This window comes from Rothia sp. 88186D007BW (assembly GCF_053544215.1).
The window spans coordinates 153561-167915 of the sequence record NZ_JBPPTR010000002.1 but is presented as its reverse complement, the minus strand read 5'-3'; the positions used below and the strand labels follow the sequence as shown (position 1 = coordinate 167915).

15 protein-coding genes and 1 pseudogene are annotated in these 14355 nt (G+C 54.7%); 6 read left to right on the top strand and 10 right to left on the bottom strand.

From position 1 onward, the window contains the following. Positions 1 to 12: 12 nt before the first annotated feature. A complete protein-coding gene (gene trxB, locus ACEE09_RS02030) occupies positions 13 to 1050 on the top strand; it encodes a thioredoxin-disulfide reductase (protein ID WP_449081602.1) in 1038 nt (345 codons plus the stop codon). Positions 1051 to 1085: 35 nt separating this feature from the next. Then, a complete protein-coding gene (gene trxA, locus ACEE09_RS02025) occupies positions 1086 to 1406 on the top strand; it encodes a thioredoxin (protein ID WP_449081601.1) in 321 nt (106 codons plus the stop codon). Between the two features lie 290 nt (positions 1407 to 1696). Here trxA and ACEE09_RS02020 read toward each other — a convergent pair. The 10 genes and pseudogenes from ACEE09_RS02020 to rpmH form a co-directional block, all read right to left on the bottom strand. Continuing rightward, positions 1697 to 1810: pseudogene (locus tag ACEE09_RS02020) on the bottom strand (helix-turn-helix domain-containing protein); the annotation flags it as partial. Between the two features lie 397 nt (positions 1811 to 2207). Next, the gene (locus ACEE09_RS02015; RefSeq protein WP_449081599.1) at positions 2208 to 2531 is read right to left on the bottom strand and encodes a hypothetical protein; all 324 of its coding nucleotides are present in this window, start codon (positions 2529 to 2531) and stop codon (positions 2208 to 2210) included. Between the two features lie 466 nt (positions 2532 to 2997). Further along, a complete protein-coding gene (locus ACEE09_RS02010; RefSeq protein ID WP_449081597.1) occupies positions 2998 to 4107 on the bottom strand; it encodes a ParB/RepB/Spo0J family partition protein in 1110 nt (369 codons plus the stop codon). A gap of 139 nt (positions 4108 to 4246) precedes the next feature. Continuing rightward, the gene (locus tag ACEE09_RS02005; RefSeq protein WP_449081653.1) at positions 4247 to 5050 is read right to left on the bottom strand and encodes a ParA family protein; all 804 of its coding nucleotides are present in this window, start codon (positions 5048 to 5050) and stop codon (positions 4247 to 4249) included. Between the two features lie 520 nt (positions 5051 to 5570). Beyond that, a complete protein-coding gene (gene rsmG, locus ACEE09_RS02000) occupies positions 5571 to 6221 on the bottom strand; it encodes a 16S rRNA (guanine(527)-N(7))-methyltransferase RsmG (protein WP_449081595.1) in 651 nt (216 codons plus the stop codon). A gap of 3 nt (positions 6222 to 6224) precedes the next feature. Then, complete coding sequence (locus tag ACEE09_RS01995; RefSeq protein WP_449081593.1) at positions 6225 to 6755, bottom strand: Jag family protein; 531 nt, start codon at positions 6753 to 6755, stop codon at positions 6225 to 6227. 24 nt (positions 6756 to 6779) lie between these two features. Beyond that, positions 6780 to 7757, bottom strand: coding sequence for a membrane protein insertase YidC (yidC, locus tag ACEE09_RS01990; RefSeq protein WP_449081591.1), 978 nt, complete (start codon positions 7755 to 7757; stop codon positions 6780 to 6782). A gap of 58 nt (positions 7758 to 7815) precedes the next feature. After that, positions 7816 to 8220, bottom strand: coding sequence for a membrane protein insertion efficiency factor YidD (yidD, locus tag ACEE09_RS01985; protein ID WP_449081590.1), 405 nt, complete (start codon positions 8218 to 8220; stop codon positions 7816 to 7818). Between the two features lie 3 nt (positions 8221 to 8223). Beyond that, a complete protein-coding gene (rnpA, locus tag ACEE09_RS01980; RefSeq protein WP_449081589.1) occupies positions 8224 to 8586 on the bottom strand; it encodes a ribonuclease P protein component in 363 nt (120 codons plus the stop codon). Positions 8587 to 8682: 96 nt separating this feature from the next. Then, complete coding sequence (rpmH, locus tag ACEE09_RS01975; RefSeq protein ID WP_449081587.1) at positions 8683 to 8820, bottom strand: 50S ribosomal protein L34; 138 nt, start codon at positions 8818 to 8820, stop codon at positions 8683 to 8685. Positions 8821 to 9316: 496 nt separating this feature from the next. Here rpmH and dnaA point away from each other — a divergent pair, with 496 nt between their 5' ends. From dnaA to ACEE09_RS01955, 4 genes are all read left to right on the top strand, one after another. Next, a complete protein-coding gene (dnaA, locus tag ACEE09_RS01970) occupies positions 9317 to 10888 on the top strand; it encodes a chromosomal replication initiator protein DnaA (protein ID WP_449081651.1) in 1572 nt (523 codons plus the stop codon). Between the two features lie 453 nt (positions 10889 to 11341). Further along, positions 11342 to 12469: a DNA polymerase III subunit beta gene (gene dnaN, locus ACEE09_RS01965; RefSeq protein ID WP_449081586.1), complete on the top strand. Its 1128-nt coding sequence runs from the start codon at positions 11342 to 11344 to the stop codon at positions 12467 to 12469. Positions 12470 to 12506: 37 nt separating this feature from the next. After that, positions 12507 to 13700 carry a DNA replication/repair protein RecF gene (gene recF / locus ACEE09_RS01960; protein WP_449081649.1) on the top strand — a complete coding sequence of 398 codons (1194 nt, stop codon included), beginning with the start codon at positions 12507 to 12509 and terminating at the stop codon, positions 13698 to 13700. Between the two features lie 18 nt (positions 13701 to 13718). After that, positions 13719 to 14312: a DUF721 domain-containing protein gene (locus ACEE09_RS01955; protein ID WP_449081584.1), complete on the top strand. Its 594-nt coding sequence runs from the start codon at positions 13719 to 13721 to the stop codon at positions 14310 to 14312. The last annotated feature ends 43 nt before the right edge of the window (positions 14313 to 14355 follow it).

Below are 14355 nucleotides of genomic sequence, written 5' to 3'. Positions count from 1 at the left end.
TCAAGGAGAACAATGACTACCAACGCACTTGGCGGCCTCTTCGGCAACGCCGCTACCAGCCTCAACCTGGCAGGCGCAGCTACCAGTGAAACCGCATCCGCCGCTTCTACCCAAGACGGCGAGCAGACCGTTCACAAGGTCATCATCGTTGGCTCAGGCCCCGCAGGCTACACCGCCGCCATCTACACTGCCCGCGCCAACCTCAACCCCCTACTCTTTGCCTCATCTATCTCCCCCGGCGGCGATCTGATGACCACCACCGAAGTTGAGAACTTCCCAGGCTTTATCAACGGCATTCAAGGCCCTGAACTCATGACCAACATCGGCGCCCAGGCTGAGCGTTTCGGTGCAGATATTCGCTATGAGGACGTCGCCAGCCTTGAGCTTGAGGGCGACATTAAGAAGGTTATTCTGACTGACGGCTCAGTTCACCTGGCGCAGACCGTCATTATTTCCACCGGATCGGAGTACCGCAAGCTGGGTGTGGACGGCGAATCTCGCCTCTCTGGCCACGGCGTCTCCTGGTGCGCCACCTGCGACGGCTTCTTCTTCAAGGAGAAGGAACTGGCCGTTATTGGTGGCGGCGACTCAGCCCTCGAAGAAGCCCTCTTCTTGACCGCCTTTGCCTCTAAGGTCTACCTGGTGCACCGCCGTGATTCCTTCCGTGCCTCAGAGATCATGGCCCAGCGTGCCTTAGCCCACGAGAAAATTGAGGTTATCTGGGATTCAGTCGTCAAGACTATCGACGGGGAAGAGAAAGTCTCTGGCCTGACCCTATCGAATATTAAGAGCGGGGAGGAAACTTCACTGAGCGTTGAAGGTGTCTTTATCGCTATCGGCTCTGACCCCCGCACGTCCTTGGTGCAGGGGCAGCTAGACCTTACTGAGGCTGGCACTATCGCTGTAGAGGGCCGGTCCTCACGCACCTCTATTCCCGGCGTTTTTGCCGCAGGCGACGTCATCGACCCCACCTATCGTCAGGCCATCACAGCGGCCGGTTCAGGCTGCGTTGCGGCTCTGGATGCCCAGCACTACCTTGAGGCCCTCTAGGTTCTCTCACCCCTATCTACGAAAGGTTATTTACCATGGCACAGCAGGTTACTGACGCTACTTTTAGCGACGAGGTTCTTAAGTCAGATAAGCCCGTCATTGTCGATTTCTGGGCTGAATGGTGCGGCCCTTGCCGCATGGTTGGCCCCGTCATCGACCAGCTCAGTGAAGAGTACGGCGATAAGGTCAAGGTACTCAAGCTCGATGTTGAGAACAACCCCGCCACCGCAATGAAGTACGGCATCACTTCTATCCCCGCCATCTACGTCTTCAAGGACGGTGAGGTTGCCAAGCAGACCGTCGGCGCTAAGCCCAAGGCTGCCTTGGAGCAGGAGTTTGCAGAATTTCTTAAATAGGCCTTACCTTCCACCGGGAGCCTCTAGCCTGCCGATATTTTCTCTCGACACCCATACACGGCACTATTCATTAGGCACTCACAAGCCCCTCAGCTTCTTCTGAGGGGCTTGTTAACGCCCTCAGAAGGTTGCTAGAAGAACAAAAGATAAAATCAGAATGTTTCACGTGAAACCCAGCAGATTTATTCTAGGGAAAGCAGCTAGGGGGCGAGATGCGCATGATAGGAGAAAACGCATAAGCCGTGTTGCGTCATCACGAGTAAAGAGAGTATCAAGTGCTTGATTGAACTCTAGTTGAGGTCGGATCCCTGGGTTAGGGCTATTTCGCGTAAGGTCGCGGGAGTAGGCTCTGTTTTTCCTTGGGTGATACGGAGCAAAGTTGAGCGAGCTATACCAGCTTTTCGAGCTGTTTGGGTAGGCTGCCCAAAAGACTAGATCCCCCTAATAAAAGCACCAGCGGTGTCAACAGGGTCGATAAAGGTGGGTAAATTTTAACGCCCCCTAGGGAAAGAATCCCAAGTGCAGGCATATCCCAACGGAATAAGAGAAACTCCGGCATCGCCATAGATTAATTCTAGATTTGTTGGGCACGAAGTAAACATACGAGAAAAAACAAATACTTCAATAAAGGCAACAAATACCCACAAAGAGAGAGCCATAAAAAAAATAATTTTTTATACATATCTTCAACCTCCACACATGATATATATTCATCAAAGGGTGACTTATAAACGGGTGATGTTTCGCATGAAACGGTAAAAAACTCGAAATTTATACCAATTCAACCTTGAAGAGGCGCTTTTAAGATTCTAGAGGGTCTTTGTCGGGGCCATAAATCGACGAGCTCTCCCGATTACTTTTCTGAGGTGCTTCAGATCTGACTGACCGCCCGGGGGTAAAAGAAGAACCATTTAATTCTATAGGCTGGGCTAAACTATCACCCAACGTCGATTTATCAACGGAACATGTATCACCTTTACTAGCGACAGGTTTATTTTTAGATTTTCCAGCTTTAGATTTTTCTTTAATAATCACACGACGCACAATGACGACAAAGGCAAGGAACATCAACCCGTAAATAATGAAACCGCCAAACCAGGAAATAAGTTCATAGAAAAAATTCATTATTATCACCTCCTTGGGATACCCTCATCCTACAACATATGACATTCACCCCACACCCCTTCAGCTCCACTTCCCGCCCCTCTTGCACAGCACTCACAATAGGTTAGAGAAATCAGAGCATCCCATGAGATAAGGACCAGATGAGTTCCGATTGCACGCATACACATCAAGGAATTCAGGAGGATTTTGGCCCATGCCGCAAAAAGTGGAGCTCCAGAAGCCGCCCTCAGCGCCTAACTCAACACATTCCTAGTTCCATACAGGGGGAGCCCCTGTAAGGCCTACAGGGGGCCATATAGAGGTTTTCACCATCTCCAAGGCCTCATAAAACCAAAAAACAGGCCCCGGAGTAGTACCTCATGGCATGTTTCACGTGAAACATAGAGAAGCGGCACCTGCACTTCTGGCAGATACCGCTTCTACATTTCAGGGGTAGAAATAGCACCCCTACCCCTATTAGGCTCCCCTATTTTCTCTTGAGCTGAGGGTCAATCAGATCCAGGATGCGGTTGAGGTCTTCCACCGAGGCGAACTCAATAGTCATCTTACCCTTACGTGCCCCCAGATTAATGGTGACATTAGTATCCAGTTTGTCAGCCAAAGCATCGGCCAGATAATCCAGCCGCTCAGTATGACCCTGAACCTTTGTGGTTTTCTTAGCTCGCTCAGCATCAGAAGTAGAGCCTGCTGCTACGAGTTCTTCCACCGCTCGAACAGAGAGCCCCTCGTTGACAACTTTCTGAGCCAGAGTCTCAATATCAGCGGCCTTCTTCAAGCCCAGCAGGGCGCGGGCATGCCCGGAAGAAATAGTACCGGCGGCAACGCGGCGCTGCACCAGGGCCGGCAGCTTCAGCAGACGAATAGTGTTGGAAATTTGGGGGCGAGAACGTCCAATGCGCTGGGCTAGCTGTTCCTGGGTAGTTCCAAACTCTTCGAGAAGCTGCTGGTAGGCGGCCGCTTCTTCAATAGGGTTGAGCTGCGACCGGTGCAGATTCTCCAAGAGAGCGTCCCGGAGTAGGTCTTCGTCCTGGGTTTCACGGATAATTGCCGGGATGGTGGTCAGCCCAGCTCGTTGGGTGGCACGCCAGCGGCGCTCGCCCATAATGAGCTCGTATTTTTCGGCACCGCTCTCCCGGCTGGGGCGCACGACAATCGGCTGTAGCACACCGATTTCTTTGATGGAGTGCACCAGCTCCTGCATATCCTGTTCATCAAAATCTGTGCGGGGCTGCTTGCGGTTAGGGTGAATATCGGTGACGTTCAGGGTGGCAAAGTCTGCGCCGGGCACCGGCACAAGGTTCTCGCCTGCCCCAGCGGTTTCGTCACCAAAGAAGAAATCGACAGGACGCCGGGAAGGAGTGGTGGTGCGTAGGGCAGCTCCCATATCTGCCCGCTTCTTCTTTGATGTTTCACGTGAAACACTCTTCTGAGAAGGAGTGGGAATGTCTGCGCCCAAGCCTAGGTCTAGCTGTTCGGTAGCCACCGGCTCAGCTTTTTTCTCTTCTACTGGGGGCTTGGCGCTCTCTGGGATGAGGGCGCCCAGGCCACGCCCTAGACCGCGTTTCTTCTCTGCCATATTGACCTCCGTGCTCAAAAGTTTTCCTCACCCAAGTCTAGTGGAGTGAGCCCCCCCAGCAAAGACCAACGGCGACCTGGGATGACAGAGGGCGCCGTTGATCCTTAATTTTATGGGTGAAACATACCGTATAGGGTGTTTATGCTTTCTTTGCCATTTCTACGGCAGCTTTCAGATAGGCTACAGCACCAGGTGAGGCTGGGTCGTAGCTCATGACGGTTTGCTGGTAGCTGGGAGCTTCAGAGATACGCACGGAGCGGGGAATAGCGGTTTCAAGTACCTGTTCAGGGAAGTGTTCTCGCACTTCGTCGGCGACCTGGGATGAGAGGTTGGTGCGGCCGTCATACATGGTGAGCAGGATGGTGCTGATGTGTAGTTCAGAGTTGAGGTGCTTTTGAATCATGCCAATGTTTTTGAGTAGTTGGCTGAGCCCTTCTAGTGCGTAGTATTCGCATTGAATAGGGATGAGCACCTCGCGGGCTGCGCAGAAGGCGTTGATAGTGAGCAGGCCCAAGGAGGGCGGGCAGTCGATAAAGATATAGTCTAGGCGGGGCAGCCCGGCTGCTTCTCGGGCGGCGGCGTAATCAGATAAGGCGGTTTTTAAGCGGGTTTCGCGGGCGACCATGGAGACCAGCTCGATTTCGGCTCCTGCCAGGTCGATGTTGGCCGGGGCGCACCAGAGGTTTTCAATATCGGGGCAGGGTTGCACAATATCTGCCAGGGGTTTGTCGTCTATTAGCACATCGTAGGTGGAGGGTACTTCTACCCCGTGTTCTATGCCCAGCGCGGTTGAGGCATTACCCTGGGGGTCGTTATCGACGACCAGTACATTCATACCTTTGAGGGCGAGCGCTGCTGCGATGTTCACGGCGGTTGAGGTTTTGCCAACCCCGCCTTTCTGGTTGGAGATTGTGAAGATGCGAGTTTCTTGGGGGCGGTTCAGTGTCTCACCGGTGAGCTTTTCGAACTGTTGTTTTGCCGATTGAGCCTGTTGGGTGATGGGGCTGGTCTGGGCGGAGATAAGGTCAGTGCGCTCCAGTTTTTCACGTGTTTCACGTGAAACATGTGAGCCGCGGTCGGGCTTGGCGGGGACGTTCTGGGGTTCAGGCGGTAGCCCAAAGTCTGGGATATTGGAGATGGTAGACACCGGCTATACTCCCTTGGTAGGTATGGTGGTCTCGCTTATCTAAGATTACCTTCTCTCACCGACCTCTCGAAACAGGGAAAATTAAGCACCGTAAATACGTTGTTTTACGAATAAAAAATCTATGTTTCATGTGAAACATTCCCACTCAATCTTATGACCATTGCCCATCATCACCGCTCGCCACACCTTCACCCAAGACACGCAGACTCTGGCAGCTTCATCTGCCACCACTTACACTCAGGGCTAGGTAGCAGGTATATAAAAGCCCGGCTACCTCACACAGGAGGTAAGCCGGGCTTTACTAGAGCTAAGGCTCTTAGAGGCTCACACGCACCACAGTGGTGGGCTCTTCGAGCAGGGACTCACCAGCGATAAGAATCTCGGTCTGGCGAGCACCGTACTTATTGAGCTTCTTCTGGGCCTTGGTGATTTCATCAGCCGCACTGCGCCCCTTCAGAGCTAGGAGCTGGCCAGTGCCGCGCAGAATCGGCAGGGTGATGTCCAGCAGTCCAACCAGGGCAGAAACTGCACGGGCGGTCGCATAGTCTGCTTCTACCTGCCCTATGGCCTGTTCAGCACGCGAACGTAGAATATCGACGTTCTCTAACCCTAGGTCATCTACGACCTCTGTCAGCCAGATGACGCGGCGTTCTAGGGGCTCGATGAGGGTCAGGTGCAGATCAGGGCGGGCGATAGCCAGGCAGAGCCCTGGGAGGCCCGCTCCTGAGCCTACGTCAGCCACGCGAGCACCGTCCTCAATGAATTCCTCAACCACGGCACAGTTGAGCACGTGACGCTCCCAGAGGCGGGGAACCTCACGAGGGCCGATGAGACCGCGTTCGATGCCGCTGGTTGCCAGATGTTCAACATAGCGCTCTGCCAGGGGCAGGCGGTCACCGAAAACCTGGTCAGCAGCTACCAGGGTAGGGCCAGCTAGCTCCGGCAGGTGGGTGCTTCCTTCGCTCATGGTTTAGCCCTCCTCTAGCATGATGACGATATGGCGGTCAGGCCCAGAGCCTTCTGATTCTGAGTAGAGCCCGTGGGCTGCCACGATGTCGTGCACGAGTTTACGCTCGTAGGGTCCCAGGGGGTCTAGGTGCACTTCATCGCCGGTGTCTTGGACCTGGGCGATGGCAGTCTCAGCCATCTCTACCAGGGCTTTTTGGTGGCTAGCGCGGTGCTCGGCGATGTCGAGAATTAGGCGGGTGCGCTGGCCAGTGGCAGCTAGGACGGAGAGGCGGACGAGCTCTTGCAGGGCGTCCAGCACTTCACCGTCCTGACCGACAAGAGCTTGTAGATCGGTGTTGTTGCCATCTTCGGTAACGACCGACAGGTGGGTGCGGCCATTGCGCACCTCGATGTCGATGTCGCCGTCGATATCTGCGATGTCGAGGAGTTCTTCGAGGTAGTCTGCGGCGATGTCGCCTTCGTCCTCAAAGCCCTGCTCTGGGGCGTCGTCTAGGGCGATTTCTGCGGCGTTTTCTTCGTATGCTTCAGTCATGGGGGGTTTCTCCTGTAGCTGCCGCTATTTCTTCTTCTTTTTCTGCTGCTGCTTTTGGCGTTTCTTGCTCATGGGCTGCTGACGCTGGCCGCGGTTGGCACGCTCACGCTGGGCTTCGATTTCAGCTTCGTGCTCTTCCTTGGTCTTGCCGACAGGGGGCAGGCCCTTAGCGGCGCGGCGTTCGTTCAGTTCGCGTTCGGCCTGGGAGCCGGGGGTGGGGTTGTTCTTGATGACCCAGTACTGCTGGCCTACTGACCAGAAGTTTGAGACGGTCCAGTAGACGAGCACGCCGAGGGGGAAGTTAATACCTGAGATAGCGAAAACTAGGGGCAGTACGTAGAGCATGATTTGCTGCTGACGGTACATGGGGGACTGTTTAGCGGCGTCCGACATGTTCTTTGCAGAGAGCTGCTTGGTGGTGTAGAACTGGGCGGCGCTCATAAGCACAACCATGATGGCGGCGATAAGGATGGTGGCGGTGTGGTTACCATCGCCAGGGCGCATCATGGAGGAGAAGAGGGGGGCACCAAAGATGTAGGCGTCGTTGAACTGCTCAATTTTGGCATTTTCGAGTACCAGGATGCCAGTGTTGTTAGCTGCTGCGGTGGGCACACCGTTGAGCACCTGGAAGAGGCCGAAGAAGATGGGCATCTGCACCAGGATAGGCATACAGGAGGCGAGGGGGTTGGAGCCCGTTTCGCGGTAGAGGGCCATCTGTTCCTGGGCCATGGCCTGGCGGGAGAGTTGATCGGTTTTGCCCTTGTATTTAGCCTGTAGTTTGGCCAGTTCAGGTTGCAGTTCCTGCATACCGCGCATGGCCTTGATTTGCTTCATAAAGAGCGGGATGGTGAGGGTTCGCATGACCAGGGTCAGGCCGATGATGGCAAGTACCCAGGTGATGCCGGAGGCGGGGTCCATGCCGATGGTGGTGAGGAGTTCGTGGAATGCCCAGAGAATCGCAGAGACGATCCATTTAAAGGGCCAGAGAATGATGTCGAACATAGTTCTCTCCCTGGCTCGATGAGGTGAGCCGGTTGTGGTGGATTGCAGCCAGGACCTGTTAGTGGTTCAGGTGCTGGTGCGGGTGGTTTAGAAGAATTATTTTGGGTTCTTTGCCCGGTGCAAAGGTGCGTGGGCCCTTAGGTACGGGGTCCAGGCCGCCGGTGGCCCAGGGGTGGCAGCGCAGTATGCGGCGGACGGTCAGTGAGAGGCCGCGTATTGCGCCGTGGGTGGTGAGCGCTTCAAGCCCGTAGGCGGAGCAGCTCGGGTAGTACCGGCAGACGTTGCCGTAGAGTGGCGAGACGATTGCACGGTAGATCTTGATAAAAGCGATGAGGACGTTCTGGGGCAGGGTGATGGCTGCTTGGACGATGCTGGTGGGGACCACAAATTCGTGGGGGGCTTGGGTGAGTAGGACGTCTTCGTCCTCTTGGCCCCGGGTAGGTGGGGTGTGGGAGCTGCTCATGGGTTAGAGCTCCTCGGGGGCGGTGGCACCGAGTTTTTTGAGGGTGGTGGTCAGGGCGCTTTTTAGGTCTGTTTCTAGGTCGCTGTAGGGTGCGGACGCTGCGGGGGGCAGGGCGCGCACAACTATCTGGTAGCCGGTGGGATGGGTGGCAATGAAGGGGGCGATGATTTCGCGTAGGCGTCGTTTGGTTTTGTTGCGGGTGACCGCGTTGCCGACGGCTTTTGAGACGATGAAACCGATGATGGTTGGTTCTTGGCCTGTTTTGGCTGTATATAGAACTAAGTTCCGACGCCCTGAGCGGGCGCCGGAACGTGTAGTTGCTGAGAATTGAGCCGAGGCTCGCATCCGGTGCTGTTGTGCCAGCACGTGTTCTCCTTTGTTTTCTTCGGTCGTCTCTCGGCGGGCTGCGTGTTCACGCTGGCCTGCACAAGGGGCTAGGCCGAGGCGAGGAGATGGGAAGCCTTATGCTGAGAGGCTTGCGCGGCCCTTTGAACGACGGTGCGCGAGGATAGCGCGGCCTGCACGGGTGCGCATACGAAGACGGAAGCCGTGCTTCTTGGCGCGACGGCGGTTATTCGGCTGGAAAGTCCGCTTGCTCATTTGGTTACTCCAAAAATGGTTGGTACGGGGGCCAACCTTTCAACAGTTCTTCGAACAGGTTGACGCTTCTTGCTGTGTGCTAGCTCCGACACTGAGGGGGCGGATATCAGGCCTTAGATATAGGCATAGTCCTAGCACACTTTGACTAAACAACTCTAGAAGAGGTTGCGATATAAGGTCAAGCCCGCTAGGGGTAGGTCTTTAATCACAGGAGGGCAGGAGAGTTTGCCCACACCTGTGGATAGTCTGCAACTGCACCCACCCTAGCGAGAGTTATCCACAAGGTGGCCGAGAAAAGTTGTAAGTTACAAAATCTGCGACTTTGAGCTAGCGGTGCACGGTTTAATCACATACTGTAAACAGGTAACCCACTCGTTAAATCACAAGTTTTCCACCCTGTGGATAACATGGTGATAAATTGGTGGAGCCTGTGGCTAAGCTGTGGGTAAGTTTTTTTGCGTGACCTGAGATTATAGGAGAGCCAGTGGGCGATTACATGGACCCGGAGCTTCAAAAGAAGTGGATGCACTTGGTAGCTCTGTTGCGTGCAGATACTTCGGTGGCTCAGCGTCACCGTGCACATATTGGTTTAGCTCAGCCTCACGCCTTCATGGGAAATGTGCTCCTGATTGCGGTACCTAGTGAGTTCACCCGCGACATTTTTCAGCACGAGCTGAAAGAGACTCTACAAGAAGCGATTACCGCCACTTTCGGTCAGGGCGTGACTGAGGCTTTCATTATTGATACCAGCCTAGAGAACTCCCCCGAGAAGGTAGCCCTACCTGCCACCGAGCGTCCTACTGCACCTTTTCCCGCCCCTGTTGAGCGGGAACCTGCTCCTGGGGCAGGGTTCGAGGAAGTAGCACCCCAGCGTCCGGCCCACTCCCCCACCGAGACTCCGGCTGCAAGTGCTGAGAGCATTCAGACTTCCCAGGAACCAGCCCCGGTCCAAGAGCCGGCAGAAGCTGGGCAGATGGTAGAAGCATCTGCCGAGCCTGGTGAGGTAAAAACCTGGGATTCCACCGCACGCCTGAACCCCAAGTACACCTTCGATAGCTTTGTGATCGGCCAGTCCAACCGTTTTGCCCACGCTGCGGCCTTCGCCGTCTCGGAGACTCCAGCCTCAGCCTATAATCCCCTCTTTATCTATGGCGGATCAGGCCTGGGCAAGACCCACCTGCTGCACGCCATTGGCCACTATGCTAAGAGCCTCTACCCCGGTTTGCGGGTGCGCTATGTGAACTCTGAGGAGTTTACCAACGACTTTATTAATTCCATCCGCGATAATAACGGCATTACTTTTAAGCAGATTTACCGCAACGTCGATATGCTGCTGATTGACGATATTCAGTTCCTGGCTGGGAAAGACAGCACCCAAGAAGAGTTCTTCCATACCTTCAACGCCTTACATAATCACCAGAAGCAGGTAGTGATTACCTCTGATTTGCCCCCTAAGCAGCTGACCGGTTTCGCTGAGCGTATGCGCTCGCGCTTTGAGTGGGGTCTGATTACAGATGTGCAGCCCCCGGAGCTTGAGACCCGTATCGCGATTCTTAGTAAGAAGGCTCAGAATGAGGGCCTTGATGTGCCTGATGATGTAATGGAATATATTGCCTCGCATATCTCCACGAACATTCGTGAGTTAGAAGGTGCGCTGATTCGTGTGACGGCTTTTGCTTCTTTGCAGGGCCAGCCGGCAGATATGCAGTTAGCGGAGCAGGTGCTCAAAGATCTTTTGTTGGACGATGGTGCCCAGGAAATTACCGCTTCGCAGGTTTTGCAGGCAACAGCTGAGTATTTCGATGTGACGATTGAAGATCTTCGTTCGAAGTCTCGTAGCCGTACCTTGGTGAATGCTCGTCAGATTGCTATGTATCTCTTGCGAGAGCTGACTGATATGTCTTTGCCGCGTATTGGCCAGGAGTTGGGCGATCGTGACCATACCACTGTCATGTATGCAGACCGTAAGATTCGTAATCTCATGGCAGAGCGGCGGCCTATCTTTAACCAGGTCACAGAGCTAACTAACCGTATTAAGCAGGGTTCTCGCGATTCGTCCAAGTCTTAAAGGCCCTTGTCAGAGGGTTGTGGATAAGTCTGGGGCTTAAGGGGTTTTGCTGTGGATGTTAAGTGCATGAATATGCATAGCCTGTGTAGTTCTTAGATTGCATAAATATCCATCCACTATTCATTCACAGTGAAGCTAGATTTTCTACACAGATACCCCACAAGCTCTGAGGCTAGATTCCGGGCTGAAAGAGAGTTTTCCACAGTTTTCACAAGGGTTATTAACACTACGATTCTTAAAGAAAAAACGTCAAATAACAAAAAACCTTGTGCTCGTGCTGCCGTGAGGTTCAGGCTCTTGTAATTACAGATTTCAGTGCGGTAAGGTCGGTGCAGGGTCACTGCTTGTAATTACAGAAAAACAGCGTTAGCACTCAGGCAGTCCGGTAGACTGAACACTTGAACTTCGCCCACTGTCAGGGCTTCTTACGTTTAACCTTTGGAAGGTGCTCCGGTGAAATTTACTGTCGAACGCGATACCCTAGCCGAGGCTGTCAGCTGGACTGCTCGCTCCCTCTCCCCCCGTCCGCCAGTACCCGTACTCTCTGGCCTGCTCATCAAAGCAGCAGCCGGTGAAGTCTCCATCGCAAGCTTCGACTACGAAACCTCAGCCAAGCTCAACATCGCAGCTGACATCGCTGAAGAAGGCGAAGCTCTCGTCTCTGGCCGACTACTAGCCGATATCTGCCGCTCTCTTCCTAAAGCAGATGCACTCTTTGAACTCCGTGAAGGTAAAGTTCACCTCTCCTGCGGTTCCTCTAACTTCAACCTTTCCTCCATGCCAGTAGCCGATTACCCCGAGCTGCCTGCCCTACCAGCAGTATCAGGCACCGTCGAAGGCTCCGAATTCGCTAAAGCCGTAACCCAGGTATCGGTAGCAGCATCTAAGGATGACACCCTTCCGATTCTCACCGGCGTGCGAATGGAAATTGAAGGAAACCAGATCACCTTACTGGCAACTGACCGCTACCGTCTGGCCATGCGCGAACTGACCTGGAACCCCGCAGACCCCTCCATCTCCACCGCAGCTCTGGTCAAGGCCAAAACCCTCTCTGAGGTCGCAAAGACCCTAGGTGGTGCTGGGGAACTAGCTATCGCCCTCTCCGATGCCCACGAACTCATCGGCTTTGAATCTGACTCACGCCGCACCACCAGCCTTCTGGTTGACGGTGAATACCCCAAGATTCGCTCCCTCTTCCCCGATGTAACCCCGGTACACGCTATCGTCCGCACCTCAGACCTCATGGAGGCTGTGCGCCGTGTTTCCCTCGTCGCTGAGCGCAACACCCCCGTGCGCCTGTCCTTCAGCCAAGGTCAGGTCACCCTGGACGCTGGCACCGGCGAAGATGCCCAGGCAACTGAGGTCCTACAGGCTCACCTGCATGGAGGAGATATCACCGTAGCCTTCAACCCCAGCTACCTCTCTGAAGGTCTGCACACCTTTGCCGCTAACAAGTTCGTACGGTTCTCCTTCACCGACCCCCGCAAGCCCGTTGTACTCTCAGAGCAAGAGGACTGGCAGGCAGACAATGAGAAGAACTACCGCTACCTGCTCATGCCTATCCGCCTACAAAACCAGTAAAACCCTAGAACACCCCCTTTATCTCAAGGAGAGCGCGCTGTACATCGACCACCTTTCGTTGATGGACTACCGCACCTACCAGTTGCTGACCCTGCCCCTGAGCCCCGGCGTCACCGTCTTTCTCGGGTCAAATGGGGTGGGCAAAACCAATATCGTCGAGGCCATTGACTACACCGCGCAATTAGCCTCGCACCGAGTCAGTCAGGACGCCCCGCTGGTACGTGTGGGTGCTGACCGCGCCTATATCCGTACCCGCACGGTACGGGGTAACCAGCAAACTATCCTTGAGTTTGAACTGGCACCGGGTAAAAGTAACCGGGTGCGCATCAATCGGGCAGCGCCCGTGCGTGCCCGTGAAGCCCTGGGTGTTACTCGCACCGTGCTTTTTTCCCCCGAAGATCTGCAACTGGTCAAGGGGGATCCCGCCGGGCGTCGCCGTTTTCTCGATGATTTGGCGGTCTCCTTACGTCCGTCTGTGGCTGCTTACCGGGCTGATTATGAGCGTATTGTGCGCCAGCGCAATTCCCTGCTCAAATCTTTGCGCTCGCACAGGCGGGCAAAAGCGGACGATAGCTACACTCTAGAGGTGTGGAACAAGCAGCTAGCGGACGTCGGTGCCCACCTCTTGCAGGCCCGTTTGCGCACTCTGGCCCTGCTGCTGCCGCAACTTCAGAGAGCTTATGGGGAGCTAACAGAGGGCTCTAAGATGGCAAGCCTGGTCTATGACTCCACCGTCTTCCCTGCGATCTCAGCTGCCGTTTTACCCTCTGCTGCGCTGATGGGTGTGGATGATATGCGGGCAGCATTGATGCGTGCTTTTGCTGAGAAACAGCAAGAAGAAATAGAGCGCGGTGTGACCCTAGTGGGCCCTCACCGTGATGATGTGGTCTTAGAGCTGGGAGGAATTCCAGTTAAGGGTTTTGCCTCTCATGGGGAAAGCTGGTCCTATGCTTTGGCTTTGAAATTGGCGTCCTGGTATGTGCACCTGGCTGATCATGATGCTCCTGGTGCCTCTCCCATTCTGATTCTTGATGATGTCTTTGCAGAGCTTGATACGGCCCGCCGTCATAAACTGGGGGCCATCGTAGCGGGTGCTGAACAAGTGTTGGTGACCTGCGCGGTTGCAAGCGATATTCCTGAGGAACTGGGCGATATCACCCTGGTGCGGGTTGAACCTGGCAAAGCCTGGGTAGATAGCCTACCACTAGGTGATATTCCAGATAAGGAATAGCTTCTGATGCCTAATGATATGACTCATTCAGAATACGGGGCAGAATCGGTTGACGCCCCCCACGCCCTACTTAGCCGCATACGAGCTGCAAAAGAGGCCCGCGGTGAACATCGAGTCCAAGGGGCCGCAGGGCGAAAAATTATCAAAGACTTTGGCCGCGTCATGAACACCGAACCCGGCACAAAAAAACGCCGCTTCAAACCCGCCGAATCCACCGGGCAGCTTGGCGGCTACACCGGGTCAGGCCCTAGCGCCCGCGACCCCCAAAATCTCAGTGGGCTACTAGATCGCGTCATCATGGAACGAGGCTGGAGCACTCCCCTAGCTGTCTCATCCGTTATGGCCCGCTGGGATAAACTGGTCGGCCCCCAAATTGCCTCAAAAGCCACCCCTGAGAGCTTTGAAGATGGGGTGATGACCGTACGCTGTGAATCAACCGCCTGGGCCGTGCAAATTCGCCAAATGAAATACGACATCATGCGCCGCTTCAACGGAGAGCTAGGTGATGATGTGGTGAAGGACGTCCGCGCCTTTGGCCCTGCTGCCCCCTCCTGGAAAAAAGGGCGACGGGTTGCCCCCGGCGGTCGTGGGCCGCGCGATACCTACGGGTAAAAAACGAAGAGCAGAAAATGATAAAAATCGCTTCTGCGCCCCT

What these genes read in the sequence shown, in the direction of transcription:
- trxB (WP_449081602.1), top strand. Translation starts at nt 13, where the DNA reads ATGACTACCAACGCACTTGGCGGCCTCTTCGGCAACGCCGCTACCAGC.
- trxA (WP_449081601.1), top strand. Translation starts at nt 1,086, where the DNA reads ATGGCACAGCAGGTTACTGACGCTACTTTTAGCGACGAGGTTCTTAAG.
- ACEE09_RS02015 (WP_449081599.1), bottom strand. Translation starts at nt 2,531, where the DNA reads ATGAATTTTTTCTATGAACTTATTTCCTGGTTTGGCGGTTTCATTATT.
- ACEE09_RS02010 (WP_449081597.1), bottom strand. Translation starts at nt 4,107, where the DNA reads ATGGCAGAGAAGAAACGCGGTCTAGGGCGTGGCCTGGGCGCCCTCATC.
- rsmG (WP_449081595.1), bottom strand. Translation starts at nt 6,221, where the DNA reads ATGAGCGAAGGAAGCACCCACCTGCCGGAGCTAGCTGGCCCTACCCTG.
- ACEE09_RS01995 (WP_449081593.1), bottom strand. Translation starts at nt 6,755, where the DNA reads ATGACTGAAGCATACGAAGAAAACGCCGCAGAAATCGCCCTAGACGAC.
- yidC (WP_449081591.1), bottom strand. Translation starts at nt 7,757, where the DNA reads ATGTTCGACATCATTCTCTGGCCCTTTAAATGGATCGTCTCTGCGATT.
- yidD (WP_449081590.1), bottom strand. Translation starts at nt 8,220, where the DNA reads ATGAGCAGCTCCCACACCCCACCTACCCGGGGCCAAGAGGACGAAGAC.
- rpmH (WP_449081587.1), bottom strand. Translation starts at nt 8,820, where the DNA reads ATGAGCAAGCGGACTTTCCAGCCGAATAACCGCCGTCGCGCCAAGAAG.
- dnaA (WP_449081651.1), top strand. Translation starts at nt 9,317, where the DNA reads ATGGACCCGGAGCTTCAAAAGAAGTGGATGCACTTGGTAGCTCTGTTG.
- ACEE09_RS01955 (WP_449081584.1), top strand. Translation starts at nt 13,719, where the DNA reads ATGACTCATTCAGAATACGGGGCAGAATCGGTTGACGCCCCCCACGCC.